Origin of the sequence: Nocardia sp. GCM10030253 (assembly GCF_042675075.1) — a bacterium.
Lineage (GTDB): Bacteria > Actinomycetota > Actinomycetes > Mycobacteriales > Mycobacteriaceae > Nocardia.
In genome coordinates this window covers 121,187-137,939 of the sequence record NZ_JBHTDL010000004.1, presented here as the reverse complement: position 1 = coordinate 137,939, position 16,753 = coordinate 121,187, and the positions used below count along the sequence as shown (strand labels likewise).

Below are 16,753 nucleotides of genomic sequence, written 5' to 3'. Positions count from 1 at the left end.
GCGTAGATTGTGTGTAATCCGCGGTTACTCACAAGTAGGAGGCAACGATGCCCGCGCCGGAAGCCGAAGTTTTTGCTCGTCTGAGCGCCCTGGCCGCGATCGATAGCCCCGAGGCCCGTTCGACCAAGACGATTGTCGAGACCTTCACCGGTAAGCCGCTCGGCACCGTGCCGGTGGGCACCGCCGAAGACGTGACGGCCGCGTTCGACAGGGCGAGGGCGGCGCAGGCACGGTGGGCCGCGCGTTCGGCCAAGGAGCGCGCCGCCGTGCTGGAGCGGTATCGGACGCTGGTGGTCGAGCACCGCGAGTTCCTCATGGACGTGGTCCAGGCCGAGACCGGCAAGGCGCGGTGGGCCGCGCAAGAAGAGATCTTGGGCCTGATGTTCGCCGCGCGCTACTTCGCGAAGGCGGCGCCCGGACTACTCGAACCGCACTCGGTACCCGGCGCCTTCCCCGTGCTCAATCGGGCATCGGTGCGCACCCATCCCAAGGGCGTTGTCGGCGTCATCGCACCGTGGAACTATCCGATGCTGCTGTCCATCGGCGACTCGATCCCCGCGCTGCTCGCGGGCAACGCCGTGGTCGTGAAGCCGGACAGCCAAACGCCGTTCTCCTCCTTGGCAAGCGCGGAACTGCTGTATCGGGCCGGGCTGCCGCGTGACCTTCTCGCGGTAGTGACCGGGCCCGGCACCGTTGTCGGTACCGCGATCGTCGATGCCTGCGACTATCTGATGTTCACCGGCTCCTCGGCGACCGGCCGTGCGCTCGCCGAGCAGTGCGGGCGCAGGCTGATCGGGTTCTCTGCGGAATTGGGCGGCAAGAACCCCATGATCGTCACCAAGGGTGCGAAGCTGGACAAGGCCGCCAAGGCGGCCGTGCGCGCGTGCTTCTCCAATGCCGGGCAGCTGTGCATCTCGATCGAGCGACTGTATGTCGAGCGGTCGGTCGCCACGGAGTTCACCGAGAAGTTCGTCGCCGCGGTGCAGGCCGCGAAACTCGGTGCTGCCTACGACTATTCGGCCGGTATCGGCAGCCTCATCTCCGAGGCGCAGTTGGAGACCGTGACCAAGCACGTCGCCGACGCGACGTCCAAGGGCGCGAAGGTGCTCGCGGGGGGCAAGGCGCGTCCGGATCTCGGCCCGCTGTTCTTCGAGCCGACTGTGCTCGCCGATGTGACCGACGAGATGGAATGCGGCCGCGACGAAACCTTCGGCCCGCTGGTATCGATCTACCCGGTCGACACGGTGGACGAAGCCATCCGCCTGGCCAACGACACCGAGTACGGCCTCAACGCCAGTGTGTGGGCGGCGAGTAAGAGCGAAGGCGAGCAGATCGCTCAGCAACTGCATGCCGGCACCGTGTGCGTCGACGAGGGATACGCACCGGCTTGGGGCACCACCGCGGCGCCGATGGGCGGTATGGGGATCTCGGGTGTCGGTCGCAGGCACGGCCCGGACGGGCTGCTGAAGTTCACCGAACCGCAGACGGTGGTCGTCACTCGATTCATGAACCTGGATGCGCCCCGGATGATTTCGCAGGACAAGTGGCAGCGATTGCTGATGACTCTCGCGCGCAGTTTCCGGTTCCTGCCCGGTCGCTGACGACTTCGCGGAAAACGGCACCTCGTCGCCCCGGCGCAATACCGGGACGACGAGGCCGTGCGGTGCCGGCCAAGGGCTGCGGATCCCCGGACCGTCACCCGTTCTGGTGGTTTCAGGTCATCCGGTCGGCTCCGGTGTGCGGTGGTGGCCCGGCTGCGAGCACAGCCGATTCCTCGTCGGTCAGCAGCCGAGACCGAATGATGAAGCGCACGCCGTCGGGTGCTTCGAGGGAGAAGCCGCTGCCGCGGCCGCTGACCACATCCACGGTGAGATGGGTGTGCTTCCAGCGCTCGTACTGGTCGCCGCTGATCCAGAATTCGGTGTGCCACGGCAGTCGGCCGAGCAGGACGTCGGCGCTGCCGATGCGGAACTCGCGGACCGGGAAGCACATCGGAGAGCTGCCGTCACAGCAACCGCCGGACTGATGGAACAGCACCGGGCCGTTCTGTTCTATCAACCGTCGCAACACGATTCGTGCCCGATCGGTGATGGCGACACGATGGACCCGGTTTTGCATCAGAAGAACCCGAGTCTGGTTGGCGTGTAGCTGACCAGCAGGTTCTTGGTCTGCTGGTAGTGATCGAGCATCATTTTGTGGTTCTCGCGTCCGATGCCGGACTTTTTGTAGCCGCCGAACGCGGCGTGTGCCGGGTACGCGTGGAAGCAGTTGGTCCATACTCGTCCTGCCTTAATCGCTCGGCCCATCCGGTATGCGGTATTGATGTCCCTGGTCCATACACCGGCGCCGAGTCCATAGAGGGTGTCGTTGGCGATGCGCACCGCTTCCTCGACGGTGTCGAACCGGGTCACCGAGACCACCGGTCCGAAGATCTCCTCCTGGAAGATCCGCATGGTGTTGTTGCCCTCGAAGATCGTCGGCTGAATGTAGTACCCGCCGGGTAGTCCGTCCACCTTCCGTGCTTCCCCTCCGGTGAGCACGCGGGCGCCTTCCTGCCTGCCGATGTCGATGTAGGACAGGATCTTTTCGTATTGGTCGTTGCTGGCTTGTGCTCCGATCATGGTGGTTTCGTCGAGCGGGTTGCCGCCCTTGATGGCCCGGGTGCGTTCGATACAGCGGGCCAGGAATTCGTCGTAGATCGACGAGTGGATCAGCGCCCGGGACGGGCAGGTGCACACCTCACCCTGGTTGAGCACGAACATCACGAAACCCTCGACGGCCTTGTCCAGGAAGTCGTCGTCGGCGGCCATCACATCGGGCATAAAGATATTGGGGCTCTTGCCACCCAGCTCCAAGCTGACCGGAATGATGTTCTCGCTGGCGTACTGCATGATCAGCCTGCCGGTGGTGGTCTCACCGGTGAAGGCGACCTTCGCCACCCGCGGACTGGAGGCCAGCGGCTTGCCCGCCTCGACGCCGAAACCGTTGACCACGTTGAGAACACCGGGCGGCAGCAGGTCGGCGATGAGCTCGACCACCAACAGCAGCGAGGCCGGTGTCTGCTCGGCCGGTTTGAGCACCACGCAGTTTCCCGCCGCGAGCGCGGGCGCCAGCTTCCACGCCGCCATCAGGATGGGGAAGTTCCACGGGATGATCTGCCCGACGACGCCGAGCGGCTCGTGGAAGTGATAAGCGATGGTGTCCGAGTCGATTTCGGCGATGCTGCCTTCTTGGGCACGAATGACACCGGCGAAGTATCGGAAGTGGTCGACCGCCAAAGGCAGGTCCGCGGCGAGGGTTTCGCGTACCGGCTTGCCGTTGTCCCAGGATTCGGCGACCGCGAGCGGCTCGATACTGTTCTCGATCCGGTCGGCGATCTTGTTGAGAATATTGGCGCGCTCGGTGACCGAGGTCGCTCCCCAACCCTCGGCGGCGCGGTGTGCGGCTTCCAGCGCCATGTCGATATCGGCGGCGGTGGACCGGGCAACCGCGCAGAATGTCGCACCGTCGACGGGGGAGGGGTTGTCGAAATACCGTCCCTCGATGGGAGCCGCCCAGTCGCCGCCGATGAAATTGTCATACCGGGCGGCGTAACTGACGATGCCCGTATCGGACCCTGGTTTGGCGTAGATCATGGCTCACTCCTCGCGGAATCTTCCTCTGCGGGAGCCACTATGACCCGCGAAGGTTGGTGCGAGGTTGGTGGCGATCAATCGCGAAAGTTAAGCGTGTAGCGCGGTGTAGAGGCGGGCGGCGACTACAGCGCGACGCACGTCGTCGGCGGGCAGCAATCGCAGCGCGTGCTCATGTACTTCGATGTCGTCGGGGACGCGTTCGCCGAGCGCCACGGCATGCTCGGCGCGGTCGCTCGCCAGTACCACCGTGCGCACGCCGACATCCAGATACGCCCGCCATTCCACCACGCCGGGCGTGTCCGATCCGGGCAGCAGTGGTCCGCGATACAGCCACAGCGCCGAGGTCGCGTCGCCCGCCGCGATCGCGGCAAGCAGGTCCACCGCGTCGCAGGACAACGCGCCGGTGAGCATATAGCGGCGGTTGGTGATCTCGCCGCCGGTGGTCCGGCGCAGGTGCGAGACATCGGCTTTCAGCGTGTTGGTGGAGACAGGGCGATCGCCGTAGACGGCGGCGTGCAGTTGCTCGGGGGTGAAGCCGTCGGGCTCCAGCGCGAGCAGGGCCAGGATTTCGAGTTGGCGCGGCGGCAGTGGAACAGGTCTGCCCTCGCGCAAGAGTCGCGCGGCGCCGAGGCATTCGAGTCGCACCCCCGGCTTCGAGCTCGGCGCCGCGGCGCGCAGCATGGTCTCGACCGCGGTGACAAGGGCCCGCACCGAGGTCATGACCGCCGGATGGGAGCGGTTCCAGGAGCTGGACAAATCGAGCACGCCGACCTGTCTGCCGTCGGGCGCGTGGATCGGTGCGGAGTAGCAGACCCAGCCGTGCAGTGCGGCGACCAGGTGCTCGGCGGAGAACACGGTGGTCGGGCGGTCGTCGTGCAGCGCGAGCGATAAACCGTTGGTGCCCATATGGCTTTCGTCCCAGCAACCGCCGGGGGCGAAGTTCACCTGCTCGGCCTGCCGCCGGACCGCGCGATCGCCACAGGACCACAGAATGGTGCCCGATTCATCGGTGACGGCGGCGACATAACCCGCCTCCTCGGCAATGCTGCGCAGTTGGCCTGCCAGTTCGGTGATCGGTGCGCGCAAAGATGATTCCGACCAGCGGTCGCCGACATCGTCGAGGCCGGGCGCCCCGGTGCGGCCTGGGTCGACGGTGTGCAGTGAACGCTGCCAAGATCGCGCGACCTCAGCGCGCAGCAGGCTGGTTTCCGCAGGAATTTCCGCCGCCGCGGTCGGCGCCATCGCCCAACGGGTCCATTCCTTTTCCAGTTCTGCCCGCTGCTGGGTGAGGGTGCGGAACAGTGCCACCTCGAAACCCCGTCGTCGATTGAGAGCTCATATTCGCTCTCTCATCATGGCGTATGCATCGCGGATAGGCGAGAGTTCGACGGTAAACCTGCCGGTCGCCATGTTTATGCCTGTCATCCGCAACAGATTCGGCTTCCACCACGGATGCGAGACGATGTCCGATGCGGTGCTGTGCTGTGCGCGGAGTGCGTCATACCTCGGTTACACGCGCTCGAGCGCCGGGCTGGGGTACGCGTCGGCCTCGGCCGATGCATTGGCTGGCTCGTCGGATGACCGATCGCTGCTCGAAAGCCCTACTGCGACAAGCGCTCCGACCCCGAGTACACCTATGACAAGCGCCCAGGCGTAGACGATGGAGGTATTCGCCGCGAGCAGCCCCGCCACCAACGCGCCGGCGCTGCCGCACAGCCGCATGGCCAGCGACTGCACCGAAAGCACCGTCGCGCGTTCCCGCGACGTGGCCGCGCGGTGAGTGAACGCATCCAACAACGGTTCCGGGGCGCCGAGTGCGAGGTACACGCAGACGTAGCCGGCGGCGGCCAGAGGAAAAATCGGGGCGCCCAGTGCGGCAACGGCGATCGCGGCCACGATCAGCGCCGCAACCACCGTGCGACGGACAGATCCGAGGAACCGCGTAAGCGTGGGCGACATCGACGCACCGGCTGCCATCGCAAAACCTCCCAGCGCCGTGAAGACAGCGTAGGCAACGACGGCCCGGCCGTTCCCACCGAGGAGTTCGGCTATCCACAGCGGAGCGAGCAACTCGACCGTTGCGAGCACGACGCCGATCACACCGCACAGGACTGTTATCCGGCGGAGCACGCTGTTTCGGGTGCAGATCACGACCCCGTCGCGCACTGTCCGCGGGATATCGGCGAGTACGGTGCGGAGCACGGCACGCGGGCGGCGTTCCGCCTCGGCAACCCACGCCACCTGGGTGAGTGCGCGGAGCACGACGATCCCCGCGGCCAACAGATAGGGCAAAGACAGTGCGAGTATCGGCGCGTCGCCGCCCGTGGGCAACGGCATCCACCCCGCCAGAGCTCCGCCTGCCACCCCACCACCCACCAGCGCCCCGATCGCCAGCGCAACCGATCCCGCCGCTCGGCCCTTTGCGAACGCGGCGGTGAGGTCTGCCTCTTTGTCCACGGCCCGGACGGCATCGACGTACCAGGCCTGCAATGGGCCCGAGTCCAGTGCCCGGCCGACAGCCTCGAGGAGGATTCCTGCGGCGATGACGAGGATGCTCGTGCCGAGCCCCACGAGGAGCGTGGCAAGCAGGAACAGCACCGACGCGGCCACAAGCACCGGACGGCGGCCGAGGACATCGGCGATCCCGCCCGTCGGCAGTTCCAGGCACGCCGCCGTCAGCCCGTATGCGGCGAGCAGCGTGCCCATGGTGGCCACATCGATCCCGCGCGCGGCCAACAGCAGGACGAGAACGGGGGCGCACAGCCCGGTCGGCAGCCAGCCGAGCACGTTGAGCACGACATAGCGGCGGGTGAGCGTCTTGGTGTTCGCGTTCACGCGGTGACCTCGGGGTTGGAGTCGACCACGGTGACCAGCAACGATTGTGGTCGTCGGCTGAATCGGTTCTGGTGCCAGCGCAGTTCGTCGATCGGAGTTGCGAGCTTCAGCTGGGCCATGCGCGGGAGCAGGACCCGCAATACGATCTGAGCCTGCCGACGAGCCAAGGTGGCTCCCGGGCAGTAATGCGGACCATGCCCGAACGCCAGATGTTTCTTGTCGCCACGGGACGGGTCGAGGCGATCCGGTCCAGCGAAACGGTGCGGGTCCCGGTTGACTGCGGCAAGATCCACCGTCACGGCGCTGCCGGCCGGAATGACGGTGCCACCGATCGGCAAGTCCTCGATGGCAAAACGTGTCCACGCACCTCGGGTGGGTGTGATGTAGCGGAACAGCTCCTCGATTACCGATGGGAGCGACTCCGGTCGCTGCGCCAGCAGCTGCTGCAGCCGTGGAGCCATCAATAGCGTGAGAGCGCTCGTGCTGAGGAAGCTGACTGTTGTCTCATATCCCGCGACCATCATCAGGGAGGCGGTGCCCACCGCTTCGGAGTCCGAAAGCTGCCCGGCCTGCCGCGCGGCGGCGAGCTCGCTGGACAAGTCATTGTCCGGTTGCTCGGACTTGGCAGTCAGCAACGAAGCAAGGTATTCGTCGAGGGCGCTGCCACCGTCCCCGCTGACCGTGGGGTCCGGCATCGTCGAGGCCTCCGACCAGGCAAGCACGCGATCGCGGTCCTCCGCAGGCACACCGAGCAGGTCGCAGATCACCGAGAAGACCAGTGGCAGCACGAATTCGGAAACAAGATCACCCGCACCGCGGGCGAAGAGCGCGTCCAGCAGTTCCTCGGCGTCCTTTTCCATCCGCGCCAGCGGCACGTCGTATCGACGAGGCGTCAGCGTGGGGGCGACCGCCCGCCGAAGCTGAGGATGACGCGGGGCATCACACAGCTGCATGCTGGTGCTGCGGCGCTGGTTCGCCACCATCTGGGACGCGATCTCCGGGTGTAAAATCTCGCCGTTGGACGGGTCGTTGGACAGTCGCCGGTCCGCAAGCACCGTCAACGCGTCGGAATACCCTGAAACGAGATACTTGCAGTCGGCCAGCTGCTGGACGGATTGGGCACGTCCGAGGCTCATGCACAGCTCCTTCTGGTTCGGGGGCGAAGCATCCCGCTTCGCCCCCGGAATAAACCGGCTTATGGATCAGTACCTGTAGGAGAAGATGTAGCCACGCCGATCCGGGTCGAGTGCGGGAGTCGCGAGCAGTTCCTCGAGCGCGTCCAACTCCAACGCGATTTCGACGTCGACAACCTCGGCCATTTCGATGGTGTTCATATCGTTTATTCCTTTCTCTGTTTCCGTCGCGCTCTGCGGCGGTGTATTAATAGTCGGAGACCTGCGCCCACGGAGATAGCCACCCAAGGGTGAAGAAGTCCCTACCCTGTTTCTTCCGGGCTCTCCGCCCGGATCGCAACCCGGCCTGCTGGCCCGCACGGCCATCACATGTCACCGAGATTCTGTGAAAGCCCGGCATGTCAGTTCCACGGCACCGATTCGTATCTGATCCAAATGCGCTGGCGGGCGGTGTTCGGCCAGACATGAAGCGACCGACGCCTGGATCGGGCCGAATTTGCGGTTCCGTTATTTCTGTGTGCCACAACGGAATACGTAATTTCGATGCGCCGACGCGGATAGAGTCCGGGCACTTCGAAGCCACATCGTTCGCCGAGCCGACCGCTTCGATCGTCTTGTCGGCAACAGATTTCTGCTGCTGTCGCCACAAAAACGACCTCCGTGCCGAAATTACCGAGCCGTGATTCCGCAATTCCATCGCCACAGATCAATGACATAGTGGCGCACAGGCTGCGCCGTCGGGCGTGGACGACGGCGAGCCGATCGTTGATGCCAGCTCGGCACGCAAGCCCGAACCGCACTGTCGGGCAATGATCGGGGGTGGTGGCGCGCATACCGTGATTCGCAGTTCCTTCGAATCGGCTCTTTCAGCAGACGCTCCAGTGTGTCCTCGGTACCTGCCTTCATCCCGCCTGGCTTCGACGCCGCGTTCGGTGAGTGCGGTGCAGATCGACTCGATGCCCGTCGCGGTCCGCAGCGGTCGGGGTGGAGCCGCTGGCCCAGCGATACGTCGGTGTGGGCACCAATCGTGAGCCCCTTCGGCTACGAACAGATGCGTAGTACGCACCAATTACCCGTCGTGAAGGAGATCAATGCGCAGGTCGGCGTTCTGGTTCTGGGGTAGCAGGATTGGGGTGGGGGTGGCCGTGTACTGCGCGATCTTCGCGGTCGGATCGTGGTTTGCCGACAACGGCTACTGGCGTGCCTATGCGGCAGCCGGGGTCGTCGGTGTAATCGCGTGGTGGTTCGGTAACCGGCTGGGTGTGCGAACGGCGGCGGCGGAGCGCGCGCCGACAGCGAATCCAGATGTTGCCCAGCGCCGGTGGGAAGTCGGTCAATGTATCGACGCGTTCGGCGCGGAGGATGCGCGCACGCTCGGGGCCCAGTTGATACTCGCCGATGCGTGCTGGGTATCGGGGCAGCAGGACGAAGCTCTGTACTGGTATATGGCAACCCACGCCAGCTGCCTGCGCGCCCTCGTTTCGGATCATCCGATGTCGATCAAGGCAGAGCACCAGTTGCGCGACGCGCACCGCCGATCGAGATCCGGCTTCGACGACAATGACTGGGCCGGACCGTTGGATTCGCCGTAGCCGCGACCGATTTGGGCCTGCTGAGTGAGCAGGGTTTGGCTATCCGATTCGGGTGCCCTACGTCTACAGCAGCAACCAGTATCGCCCGCCATGCACCGACTTCCCCCATCACCTGCCGTCTTTTCGATGCCACTCGCGCACCGCGTCGCGAGCACGGTCGAACAATGCCAAGGGCGGACCTGTAAGCAGGTTCGCCAACCTCGATTCTCCCGCGTGCGGATGCGGTCTGGTCGGGGCGATCGCTTCGGCGGCACGAACTGAACCGGCCATGTGCTCCAGCTGGGTTGCCGAGTACTGTCTGCGCAACAGCGAGAACTCCTCGTTCTCTTCGTGAGTCGCGTGTTCGGTCACCGCCTCGGCGAATTCGGCCAGTTCGGTGTCGAAGTCCGGGTGGTCGACTCCGAGCGAATATAGTTCTGCCAGTGCTTGTTTGGCTTTGTTTTCTTCTTCCAGTCTTTCGGCCACCAAGTGGTCAGCCCCGAATTGGGCACGGGCGGCTACCGGATGAACCACTTCTTCTTCGGCGCTTTCATGGACCGCGAGTAGTCGCACAAGTTCGGTGAACAGCTGTTGCTTGTCACCGTTGCCCGACTTCAACTGGGCGAAGAGATCTTTGATCTGTTCGTGCTGTGCGGTGAGCAGCTCGACGACATCCTGATGTTGTTCGGTGGTCATGAGGAGTTCCTTTCGCTTATGCGCGGAATGAATTCCTGTGCTTTTGTTTTGGTGCCCTGAGCCATGCGGTGCCAGGCTCTGGGATCACCGCGCAGGACGGCCTCCGCGGTATCTTTCATTTGCTCGAACGTCGCGTGGGGCGGGATCGGTGGCACGGGGTGCGGTGACCGTAGCCGACGCGGAGATCGCCGGTGGGCTCGACGGTTGGTAGCTGCCGCCCATTGCGCTACGTGCAGTCTGGCCGACGATCGCGACGACAGGAACATGGTCGAGTTCGGCGTCGTAGAGACCATTGAGCAGGTGGATCGCGCCGGGTCCGGAGGTGGCCATGCAGACGCCGACGCAGCCGCTGAACTTGGCGTAGCCGGTGGCCTGGAAGGCCGCCATTTCCGGCGACCACCGTTGATGCCATCACCGGGATATCCGAAACCTGGCGCACACCCCATTCGCGCAATCGTTGCAGGACATAGTCACCAACTTGCTGACTCATGGAGATCTCCCGTCGGTTCTCTCGTCGTTGGCCGAGGGGTTGCCGGTAGACAGGGGCGTGTCCCCGCCTTTGCCCGCGAGCTTGCGGTACAGCACTACTGCACCGACGAGTAACGCGATACCGATGATCACAAGTAGTTCCATAGCTGGCTCCTACCCGGTATTCGGACGACCAATCGAGGATCTCCAGTTCGCCTTCACACGCCGACCGCTGAAGGCAACAGCTCGGTTCGCGAATCCGCCGCTTCGCTGCGATGCGCGTGCGCCTGCTGGGCAAGCTGCTCGGCCTGTGCCACCGTGTGCAGAGGTGCGCACCGTCACTCGGTCGTGTCCTTGCACCGTTGTTTGGTGGCGCAAATGCGGGCTATTCGCAAGAGGACCGGCTGAAAACGCAGGCCGGGCACCTTCGAAGAAAGGGGCTCGCACGATGAGCGGTGTAGACAAGGCAAAAAACAAGGCCGAGAAACTCGCCGGTAAGGCCAAAGAAAAGTTCGGCGAGGCCACCGACGACAAGAACAAGCAGCACGAGGGCAAGGCCGATCAGGCCAAGTCCGACCTGAAGGGTGCGGGCGAGAAGGTCAAGGACGCCTTCCGCCACTGACTCGACGCTCGCCAGCGTCGATCGCGAGCGGGTGACCCTCCGAGGTCATCCGCTCGACGCACGTCGATCCCGCTGTCCACCAGCGTATTTCACCCAGAGAGGTTGGATCGAGTCCGCATCGACCGTTGTCGCGTTGGTCTGCCCGCGCCGCGCCCACATTGAGCCGAACCCGAATAGCTGACGCTCGTCCCGAGACGGCAACACCGTTTCATCGACGATCAGCAGCTCCGCGGCAGCGACCGGGATGTCCTCCGGCCAGCTTCGAGGGCGGACCCGAGCCCTTCCTGGACTCGATCCTGGAGATGGAAGCGAGTGCCAGCAAGCCGATCGCCACCGACTACTGCGGTCACTGCGGCCCATCGCGGGAACCATGGCTGAACCAGCCACGACACGACGCGACAGGTTCCAGACCTATCGCCAGGAACAACACGCGGCGCAACACTGTCGAGCTGCGACTTCGATAAAACAGGGGGTGTACATCCCTGTTCCTGAGGCGTCTACTGGAATATGCAGGACATCGGGTTGATCATCATGGCTTTGGTCTTCCCGTGGCCGTGGTTGAGTGGGCGTCGTGACTGGTGCTGACATTGCGCACACGATCAAATAGGAGCACTGGAGGGCTTCTCGGCCCTTCGAATACAGCAGCGAAACCAGGTAGCTGGCCATGATTGTTCTCGGAATCATCCTTCTTGTCGTTGGGTTCATATTCGGTATCCCGATCCTCTGGACCATCGGGATCGTGGTGCTCGTCATCGGGCTCGTGTTACTGCTGTTGGGGTCGATGGGCCGGGCCGTCGGCGGCCGACGCCATTACTACTGACCAGGGAATGTGGCAGCAGGGCGTCGATGGATTTCACTGGCGTCAGTGGTCGGTCGAGTGAAGCGGTCGGTCACCTGAGAGCCAAGGAACAAGCGGACGACCATCGAACCCGCAGGAGGCAGGCGGTGGCCGGTATCTATTCGCCTGCGGCAACTGCCGTGACACTCTGGCGCGCGCTCGGTGGCGTGCATCTCGTTCGCGTAGAGCAGGCCGTAGGTGAAACCGTTCTCGTCGCCTGCCGTGCCCGCTGCTGTAGCGGTTCGCCGCAGGAATTCGGTCGACACGACGCTGTCGTTGTAGTCGCCGAGTAGGCGCTGAATCTTCTTGTAGTACTTGATGTTCGACTTTGCACGCGCGGGCTTTCGAACGGGTTTGTGTAATTCGGCGGCGTAGCGTGCGCGTTTGGCGGCTTTACGCGCGCGGTGCAGCGATTCGTGTCGGTGGTTGTGCAAACCGGTCACTAACCGGCGGTCGGCTTTGCCCGCGGCCCGACGGGCCCGCTTCACGAGTTGGCGCCCCCGGATCCGTCGCTCGAACGGCGGCTGTGATTTCCATGTCTGCAGGGTCGCGAGCAGTCGCAGGTAGCGGGGCGGGTTCATTGCCTCAGCGAGAGCATTGCGGCTCGGCAACTGCCGAGCCAGCAGCGCAGCGCCGTTGACGACCTCGGCGAGTTCGTGCGGCAGCTCGTCCGACAGCTGGGCGGTTACTTCGACAGCTGGGCGGTTACTTCGACGCGACCACGCGAGTGGGGGACCTTCAGCTGCCAGCCGGATTCGTCGTCGCCCTCACGGCGACGCAACGTCAGGTCGTGGGCGAGCAGGTCTCGCTCGGCGGTGTCGAAATAGGTACTGGTCAGCTCGACCGGCATCTCCTCGATGCGGCTATTCGCGGAACGTGCCAAAGCTACTGTGGACGAACAGCGTCAGCGCGCGTATCAACGCGGTCAGTATTCTACTTGGGAACGAATATGCCCGTCAGATCGGCTTTCCTGATCGGCGTATCCGGATTGGCCTGCGCCTTACACATCAATTCGATGGACGCAATCGCGGCGCCGATCGTCTGGTCGTTCGTCGGTGCGGATTTGTCGCTCCGTTCCTGCTCGAGGAACTTGGTCACGGTGACGCGCTGTTTGTCTTTGTCCTGCGCGACGAACTCGTTGCACGGTGTGTCGCCGCCGGCGTTGACTGCCTTCTTCGCCTCGTCGCAGCCGCTGGTGAACACGGCGGTCGCGGCGGCGACCGCAAACGCGGCGATCGCCACCCTGTTGGGTCGTTCGGTTGTTCTCATGTCGGATTCTCCTGACGAGAATAGAGATCAATGGCCGCGTGGTTCGCTGAGGCCGAGCCCTTCCTGGTTCTTGACCCGCCGGTGCTCGGCGATCACCAGAACCGCACCTGTTGCCAGGCACAGGGCGCATGCGATACCGCCGATAACCGCCCAGCCGGCAAATCCGTATCCCGCGGCGGTGAGGGTGAGCGCTACTAAGGCGAGACCGACGCCGAAGAGGATGATTCCCGGCCAGTTACGGGTATCTGCTATGGATTCACCGGCATGGGTTCTCGTGGTGCGTGAGTCGTCGGGAAAATCGTGTTCGGGCCGGTCGATGGCGTTGTTTCGGCTCGAATCGTTCGGTTCGCCGTGCATAGTGTGTCCTTTCGGATCGAACCGTCGAACAGGGCATTCGTCCGAATACCCCGGAACGGGGCGTGTATGCGCTGGGAACACAGGTAGTCGAACGGTAGAGGAAGGAAGCTGTTCGCGGCCGGGCGACGCGAGGTGTCGCCGAGCGGATTTTCCATCGGCGCGGCGACACCGTCCGGCCCTGGTGGTCGACTTTCAGCACGGCGTTCAGACCTGCCAGGCGATCCTGCTAGCTGGCCTGTTTGAGCAAACATATTGCCGATGATTAACTTGCCGTGAGCGGGTATCCATGTCCTGTGATGCTCATACGGATGCCAGGTGTGTATCGACCGCAGGCCGATACGACCTTGCTGATGCAGGCAATGCTCACTGCCAGGATTCCACTCGACGGACGAGTCCTCGATATGTGTACCGGCACAGGCGCTCTGGCCATTCGAGCAGCGATGGCGGGCGCTCGCAGTGTGACAGCCGTGGACGCCTCGTGGCCCGCTATCGTTTCGGCGTGGCTCAATAGTCGAGCACGCGGTGTCCGACTGGAATTGCTGCACGGGGAGTTTGCGCGGATTCTGCACCGCGGGTTATTCGACTTGGTGGTTGTCAATCCGCCGTACGTGCCTTCTCCGAAAGAAGTTCCCTCCCGTGGTCCTGCACGAGCATGGGAAGCTGGAGCAGGAGGCCGAGCTGTGCTGGATGTCCTGTGCCGGATGATGCCGCGCATGCTCGATAGCCACGGCATCGGTCTGATAGTCCATTCGGCGCTTTGCGGGCCAGAGGCCACCTTGTCTCAGCTCCGCGAGGGTGGACTCAAAGCTGCGGTGATGGCACGCGAAAAGGTGGCTTTCGGGCCAGTAATGCGTGAACGCGTGAACTGGCTGGAATCGGCTGGACTCATCGAGCCAGGACAACGACACGAAGAGTTGGTGGTGATCCGTGCCGACCGAACACAATCGTGAGCGCCGCAGGGTGACCCTCACTCGAGACGGGCCCGCTTTGATCGAAGGTCCCGTGGAATTGGTCATGGATGACGGCACCACTGTCACGTCCGACCGGTTCCTGGTCGCCATCTGCATGTGCCGCCGATCAGGCAACTATCCGTTCTGCGATACCAGTCATCGCAAGCATCGAAGCAAACCTGCCGCGGACTGAAAATGCACCGCTTCTTGCACCGTATCGGTTTAGTCACTGGACATCTCGGCACAACCGGGGTCGAGCTCGCGCAAGGAACTGTGCCCGGACTGCCAGCTTCCGAGCACGTGGCCTGCGAATCGATCCTCCAGCAGATTCGTTGCCTGGATGCCGAAGACAACTGATGCTGTCAGTTCAGGTTCCTGAGTGAGTAGATTCTCGATGACGTCGCGGCGCATGACCTGTTCGTGTACAGCGTCGGCCTCGACATGCTCGGTGTAGAACCGCACGCATGCAGGATCTGCATCCAACCGCTCCAGTGCATCCACCATCCGCCGTGCTCCGGGTGACGAGAGGATTTCCGCCGTGGCGAAATGACCGACTAATGCTCCGCGCAGGTCGCGATGCAGCCCGAAGAGCGACATCATGTTCACCACCGCCAGCATTGGAGCGGGAACGACATTCAGATAATAGAGATAGCCGGATGCAAGTCCGGCGCCCGCTAATAGATCCGCGAACAGCCGGGCATGTATTCGTTCGCCGCGCCCGCCGCCGAACTCGTCGAATTCAACAGCGACCAGTGATGCCTTGGCCTGTCCGCGCAACCGCGGAATCACCCAAGCGTGTGGGTCGGCCTCCTTGTGGTGATAGATCGAGCGATGCACAAAATATTCACAGACATGCCACCATTCGCCGTCCTCGCGTAGGTGCTGACTGACTCCAGCCGGGTCGATGGGCTCCACGAGCAAGCCCTCCAGCTCCTCTTTCAGCTCCTGGCCGCCCGCGACGTCCCGCCGGAGAGCCGCCAAAAAGTGGTGCTCCAGTTCCGCGCGGAACCCAAGCAGGTTGGGGTCCCATTCCCAGGCCGGATCAACCGACTCGAAGCCCTGGTAGTGCAGCTCGTAACAGATATGCAGCGCCAGCTGCAGATCTTCGCCGTAGGGATCAGCGTCATCGGAGGCGACGGCGATAGGGGCGCCGGTTCGCCCGCGTAGCAGGTCCACGACCGCGCGCGAAAGCGGCCCGCGCGGCGGCGGCAGGGACGGGAACTCGATGTCGATCATGCTCGGCGCATACCCACAACGCACCCGGTTACGCGGGGACAACGTACGCCATCCGCCTCTACGAACCGCGTCGAAGCGGTGGTGGCTCGTTAGGGCGATCTAGTCACTGCTGCTGGCGGCACCATCGTCTTACGTCTCCGGTGGTATGTGCGGCGGGGGACAGCTGTTTGTGCGCAGTTTGACAGGGCACGTTGAGATCGTCGTCGGTATGAAAATCGTCAATAGCCATCAGGCGCAGGCATGGAACGGTTACGAAGGCCAGCACTGGGCCGACAATCACGACCGGTACAACACACTGGTCAGCGGGCTGAACAAGCATCTATTCGCCGTAGCGAAGGTAGGACCTGGCGACCGGGTGCTCGATATCGGCTGCGGCGCCGGGCAGACCACTCGGCTGGCTGCCGGGCTGGCGTCGCAGGGGCACGCGGTCGGAGTCGATCTCTCCGAACCGATGTTGGATCGGGCGCGTCGGATCGCAGCCGAGGAAGGCATCAGCAACGTCACCTTCGAACAGGCGGATGCGCAGGTGCATTCGTTTCCCACGGCGGGATTCGATCTAGCGATCAGCCGGGGCGGCATTATGTACTTCTCCGATCCGGTGGCTGCGTTCGCCAATATCGGGCGCGCGCTCGTGCCCGGCGGACGCCTCGTCTTCGGCTGTGGTCGTGACTACGGCGAGAACGAGTTCGACCGCATCTGGGAGGCGATGATGCGGCATGTCGAGCTGCCCGATCCAGCCGAGGACAACGCGCCGGGGCCGGTGAACTTCACCAATTCCGGCCAGATCACCTCGGTGCTTACCGAGGCCGGGTTCGCCCAGGTGACCGCTGAACCGAGGGAGAGTGTTTCGGTATTCGGCCGAGACGCCGAGGATGCCACGACGTTCATCTTCGGCTGGGGCCCGGTCAGGCACTGGCTGCGCAACGCATCGTCGGCTGACGTCGCAGCAGCGCGGGAGAGCGTGGCGGATGCGTTGCGCACCTTCGAGATTGATGGCGCGGTACGGCTCAGTGGTCCGAGCTGGGTGTTCACCGCAGTGGCGGAAGGTGCATGAGCGATGTCGTCACCAATGGCACGGTTCGTTTGCCGATGGCGGATGGATGAACGCAGCACGTTCGAGTTGAGCCGCAGAATCTACTCAAC

At 63.8% G+C, this 16,753-nt stretch carries 20 protein-coding genes and 2 pseudogenes; 8 read left to right on the top strand and 14 right to left on the bottom strand.

Annotation, left to right across the window (positions count from 1 at the left end; all coding sequences use genetic code 11):
* The first annotated feature begins 47 nt into the window (after positions 1–47).
* Entirely contained in the window at positions 48–1,601 is a 1,554-nt protein-coding gene (locus tag ACFQZZ_RS04660; protein WP_378674419.1) for a succinic semialdehyde dehydrogenase, read from the top strand.
* A 112-nt stretch (positions 1,602–1,713) separates the two neighbouring features.
* Here the strand turns inward: ACFQZZ_RS04660 and ACFQZZ_RS04655 are convergent, their stop codons facing one another.
* The 6 genes from ACFQZZ_RS04655 to ACFQZZ_RS04630 form a co-directional block, all read right to left on the bottom strand.
* Complete coding sequence (locus tag ACFQZZ_RS04655; protein WP_378674416.1) at positions 1,714–2,118, bottom strand: DUF779 domain-containing protein; 405 nt, start codon at positions 2,116–2,118, stop codon at positions 1,714–1,716.
* Complete coding sequence (locus tag ACFQZZ_RS04650) at positions 2,118–3,635, bottom strand: aldehyde dehydrogenase family protein (protein ID WP_378674413.1); 1,518 nt, start codon at positions 3,633–3,635, stop codon at positions 2,118–2,120. The genes ACFQZZ_RS04655 and ACFQZZ_RS04650 overlap by 1 nt, the downstream gene beginning before the upstream one ends.
* A gap of 87 nt (positions 3,636–3,722) precedes the next feature.
* Entirely contained in the window at positions 3,723–4,943 is a 1,221-nt protein-coding gene (locus ACFQZZ_RS04645) for a transcriptional regulator (protein WP_378674410.1), read from the bottom strand.
* A gap of 201 nt (positions 4,944–5,144) precedes the next feature.
* Entirely contained in the window at positions 5,145–6,470 is a 1,326-nt protein-coding gene (locus tag ACFQZZ_RS04640) for an MFS transporter (protein ID WP_378674408.1), read from the bottom strand.
* Positions 6,467–7,606: a cytochrome P450 gene (locus ACFQZZ_RS04635; protein WP_378674406.1), complete on the bottom strand. Its 1,140-nt coding sequence runs from the start codon at positions 7,604–7,606 to the stop codon at positions 6,467–6,469. The genes ACFQZZ_RS04640 and ACFQZZ_RS04635 overlap by 4 nt, the downstream gene beginning before the upstream one ends.
* Positions 7,607–7,672: 66 nt before the next feature.
* Complete coding sequence (locus tag ACFQZZ_RS04630; protein ID WP_378674403.1) at positions 7,673–7,804, bottom strand: hypothetical protein; 132 nt, start codon at positions 7,802–7,804, stop codon at positions 7,673–7,675.
* Positions 7,805–8,694: 890 nt separating this feature from the next.
* Here ACFQZZ_RS04630 and ACFQZZ_RS04625 point away from each other — a divergent pair.
* Positions 8,695–9,195 carry a hypothetical protein gene (locus ACFQZZ_RS04625; RefSeq protein WP_378674400.1) on the top strand — a complete coding sequence of 167 codons (501 nt, stop codon included), beginning with the start codon at positions 8,695–8,697 and terminating at the stop codon, positions 9,193–9,195.
* A 108-nt stretch (positions 9,196–9,303) separates the two neighbouring features.
* Here the strand turns inward: ACFQZZ_RS04625 and ACFQZZ_RS04620 are convergent, their stop codons facing one another.
* From ACFQZZ_RS04620 to ACFQZZ_RS04610, 3 genes and pseudogenes are all read right to left on the bottom strand, one after another.
* Positions 9,304–9,870 (bottom strand): hemerythrin domain-containing protein, encoded by a 567-nt coding sequence (locus tag ACFQZZ_RS04620; protein WP_378674397.1) that lies wholly within the window; start codon positions 9,868–9,870, stop codon positions 9,304–9,306.
* A 204-nt stretch (positions 9,871–10,074) separates the two neighbouring features.
* Positions 10,075–10,360: pseudogene (locus tag ACFQZZ_RS04615) on the bottom strand (thiamine pyrophosphate-binding protein); the annotation flags it as partial.
* Positions 10,357–10,503, bottom strand: coding sequence for a hypothetical protein (locus ACFQZZ_RS04610; RefSeq protein ID WP_378674394.1), 147 nt, complete (start codon positions 10,501–10,503; stop codon positions 10,357–10,359). The gene ACFQZZ_RS04610 and the pseudogene ACFQZZ_RS04615, both read right to left, overlap by 4 nt.
* 283 nt (positions 10,504–10,786) lie before the next feature.
* Between ACFQZZ_RS04610 and ACFQZZ_RS04605 the strand changes: the two genes are divergently transcribed.
* Positions 10,787–10,960: a CsbD family protein gene (locus tag ACFQZZ_RS04605; RefSeq protein WP_378674391.1), complete on the top strand. Its 174-nt coding sequence runs from the start codon at positions 10,787–10,789 to the stop codon at positions 10,958–10,960.
* Between the two features lie 664 nt (positions 10,961–11,624).
* Positions 11,625–11,780 carry a DUF6131 family protein gene (locus ACFQZZ_RS04600; protein WP_378674389.1) on the top strand — a complete coding sequence of 52 codons (156 nt, stop codon included), beginning with the start codon at positions 11,625–11,627 and terminating at the stop codon, positions 11,778–11,780.
* Here the strand turns inward: ACFQZZ_RS04600 and ACFQZZ_RS04595 are convergent.
* Genes ACFQZZ_RS04595 through ACFQZZ_RS04580 form a run of 4 tightly spaced genes read right to left on the bottom strand, consistent with a single transcriptional unit; the run spans position 11,774 to position 13,424 of the window.
* Entirely contained in the window at positions 11,774–12,463 is a 690-nt protein-coding gene (locus tag ACFQZZ_RS04595) for a CHAD domain-containing protein (RefSeq protein ID WP_378676359.1), read from the bottom strand. The two genes, ACFQZZ_RS04600 and ACFQZZ_RS04595, sit on opposite strands and share 7 nt — an antisense overlap.
* A 20-nt stretch (positions 12,464–12,483) precedes the next feature.
* Positions 12,484–12,681 (bottom strand): CYTH domain-containing protein, encoded by a 198-nt coding sequence (locus tag ACFQZZ_RS04590; RefSeq protein WP_378674386.1) that lies wholly within the window; start codon positions 12,679–12,681, stop codon positions 12,484–12,486.
* 50 nt (positions 12,682–12,731) lie between these two features.
* On the bottom strand, positions 12,732–13,040 hold the full coding sequence (locus tag ACFQZZ_RS04585) for a hypothetical protein (RefSeq protein WP_378674383.1): 309 nt from the start codon (positions 13,038–13,040) through the stop codon (positions 12,732–12,734).
* A 54-nt stretch (positions 13,041–13,094) separates the two neighbouring features.
* Positions 13,095–13,424 (bottom strand): hypothetical protein, encoded by a 330-nt coding sequence (locus ACFQZZ_RS04580; protein ID WP_378674380.1) that lies wholly within the window; start codon positions 13,422–13,424, stop codon positions 13,095–13,097.
* 296 nt (positions 13,425–13,720) lie between these two features.
* On the opposite strand from ACFQZZ_RS04580, the pseudogene ACFQZZ_RS04575 reads away from it, so the two are divergent.
* The 3 genes and pseudogenes from ACFQZZ_RS04575 to ACFQZZ_RS04565 form a co-directional block, all read left to right on the top strand.
* Positions 13,721–14,023, top strand: a pseudogene (locus tag ACFQZZ_RS04575) (methyltransferase); the annotation flags it as partial.
* A gap of 81 nt (positions 14,024–14,104) precedes the next feature.
* Positions 14,105–14,374: a hypothetical protein gene (locus ACFQZZ_RS04570; RefSeq protein WP_378676483.1), complete on the top strand. Its 270-nt coding sequence runs from the start codon at positions 14,105–14,107 to the stop codon at positions 14,372–14,374.
* Positions 14,352–14,567: a CDGSH iron-sulfur domain-containing protein gene (locus ACFQZZ_RS04565; protein ID WP_378674378.1), complete on the top strand. Its 216-nt coding sequence runs from the start codon at positions 14,352–14,354 to the stop codon at positions 14,565–14,567. The genes ACFQZZ_RS04570 and ACFQZZ_RS04565 overlap by 23 nt, the downstream gene beginning before the upstream one ends.
* A 29-nt stretch (positions 14,568–14,596) precedes the next feature.
* Here the strand turns inward: ACFQZZ_RS04565 and ACFQZZ_RS04560 are convergent, their stop codons facing one another.
* The gene (locus ACFQZZ_RS04560; protein ID WP_378674375.1) at positions 14,597–15,610 is read right to left on the bottom strand and encodes an iron-containing redox enzyme family protein; all 1,014 of its coding nucleotides are present in this window, start codon (positions 15,608–15,610) and stop codon (positions 14,597–14,599) included.
* Between the two features lie 208 nt (positions 15,611–15,818).
* Between ACFQZZ_RS04560 and ACFQZZ_RS04555 the strand changes: the two genes are divergently transcribed.
* A complete protein-coding gene (locus ACFQZZ_RS04555) occupies positions 15,819–16,664 on the top strand; it encodes a class I SAM-dependent methyltransferase (RefSeq protein ID WP_378674372.1) in 846 nt (281 codons plus the stop codon).
* The last annotated feature ends 89 nt before the right edge of the window (positions 16,665–16,753 follow it).

What these genes read in the sequence shown, in the direction of transcription:
- ACFQZZ_RS04605 (WP_378674391.1), top strand. Translation starts at nt 10,787, where the DNA reads ATGAGCGGTGTAGACAAGGCAAAAAACAAGGCCGAGAAACTCGCCGGT.
- ACFQZZ_RS04655 (WP_378674416.1), bottom strand. Translation starts at nt 2,118, where the DNA reads ATGCAAAACCGGGTCCATCGTGTCGCCATCACCGATCGGGCACGAATC.
- ACFQZZ_RS04600 (WP_378674389.1), top strand. Translation starts at nt 11,625, where the DNA reads ATGATTGTTCTCGGAATCATCCTTCTTGTCGTTGGGTTCATATTCGGT.
- ACFQZZ_RS04620 (WP_378674397.1), bottom strand. Translation starts at nt 9,870, where the DNA reads ATGACCACCGAACAACATCAGGATGTCGTCGAGCTGCTCACCGCACAG.
- ACFQZZ_RS04660 (WP_378674419.1), top strand. Translation starts at nt 48, where the DNA reads ATGCCCGCGCCGGAAGCCGAAGTTTTTGCTCGTCTGAGCGCCCTGGCC.
- ACFQZZ_RS04650 (WP_378674413.1), bottom strand. Translation starts at nt 3,635, where the DNA reads ATGATCTACGCCAAACCAGGGTCCGATACGGGCATCGTCAGTTACGCC.
- ACFQZZ_RS04560 (WP_378674375.1), bottom strand. Translation starts at nt 15,610, where the DNA reads ATGATCGACATCGAGTTCCCGTCCCTGCCGCCGCCGCGCGGGCCGCTT.
- ACFQZZ_RS04635 (WP_378674406.1), bottom strand. Translation starts at nt 7,606, where the DNA reads ATGAGCCTCGGACGTGCCCAATCCGTCCAGCAGCTGGCCGACTGCAAG.
- ACFQZZ_RS04555 (WP_378674372.1), top strand. Translation starts at nt 15,819, where the DNA reads ATGAAAATCGTCAATAGCCATCAGGCGCAGGCATGGAACGGTTACGAA.
- ACFQZZ_RS04625 (WP_378674400.1), top strand. Translation starts at nt 8,695, where the DNA reads ATGCGCAGGTCGGCGTTCTGGTTCTGGGGTAGCAGGATTGGGGTGGGG.
- ACFQZZ_RS04610 (WP_378674394.1), bottom strand. Translation starts at nt 10,503, where the DNA reads ATGGAACTACTTGTGATCATCGGTATCGCGTTACTCGTCGGTGCAGTA.
- ACFQZZ_RS04630 (WP_378674403.1), bottom strand. Translation starts at nt 7,804, where the DNA reads ATGAACACCATCGAAATGGCCGAGGTTGTCGACGTCGAAATCGCGTTG.
- ACFQZZ_RS04580 (WP_378674380.1), bottom strand. Translation starts at nt 13,424, where the DNA reads ATGCACGGCGAACCGAACGATTCGAGCCGAAACAACGCCATCGACCGG.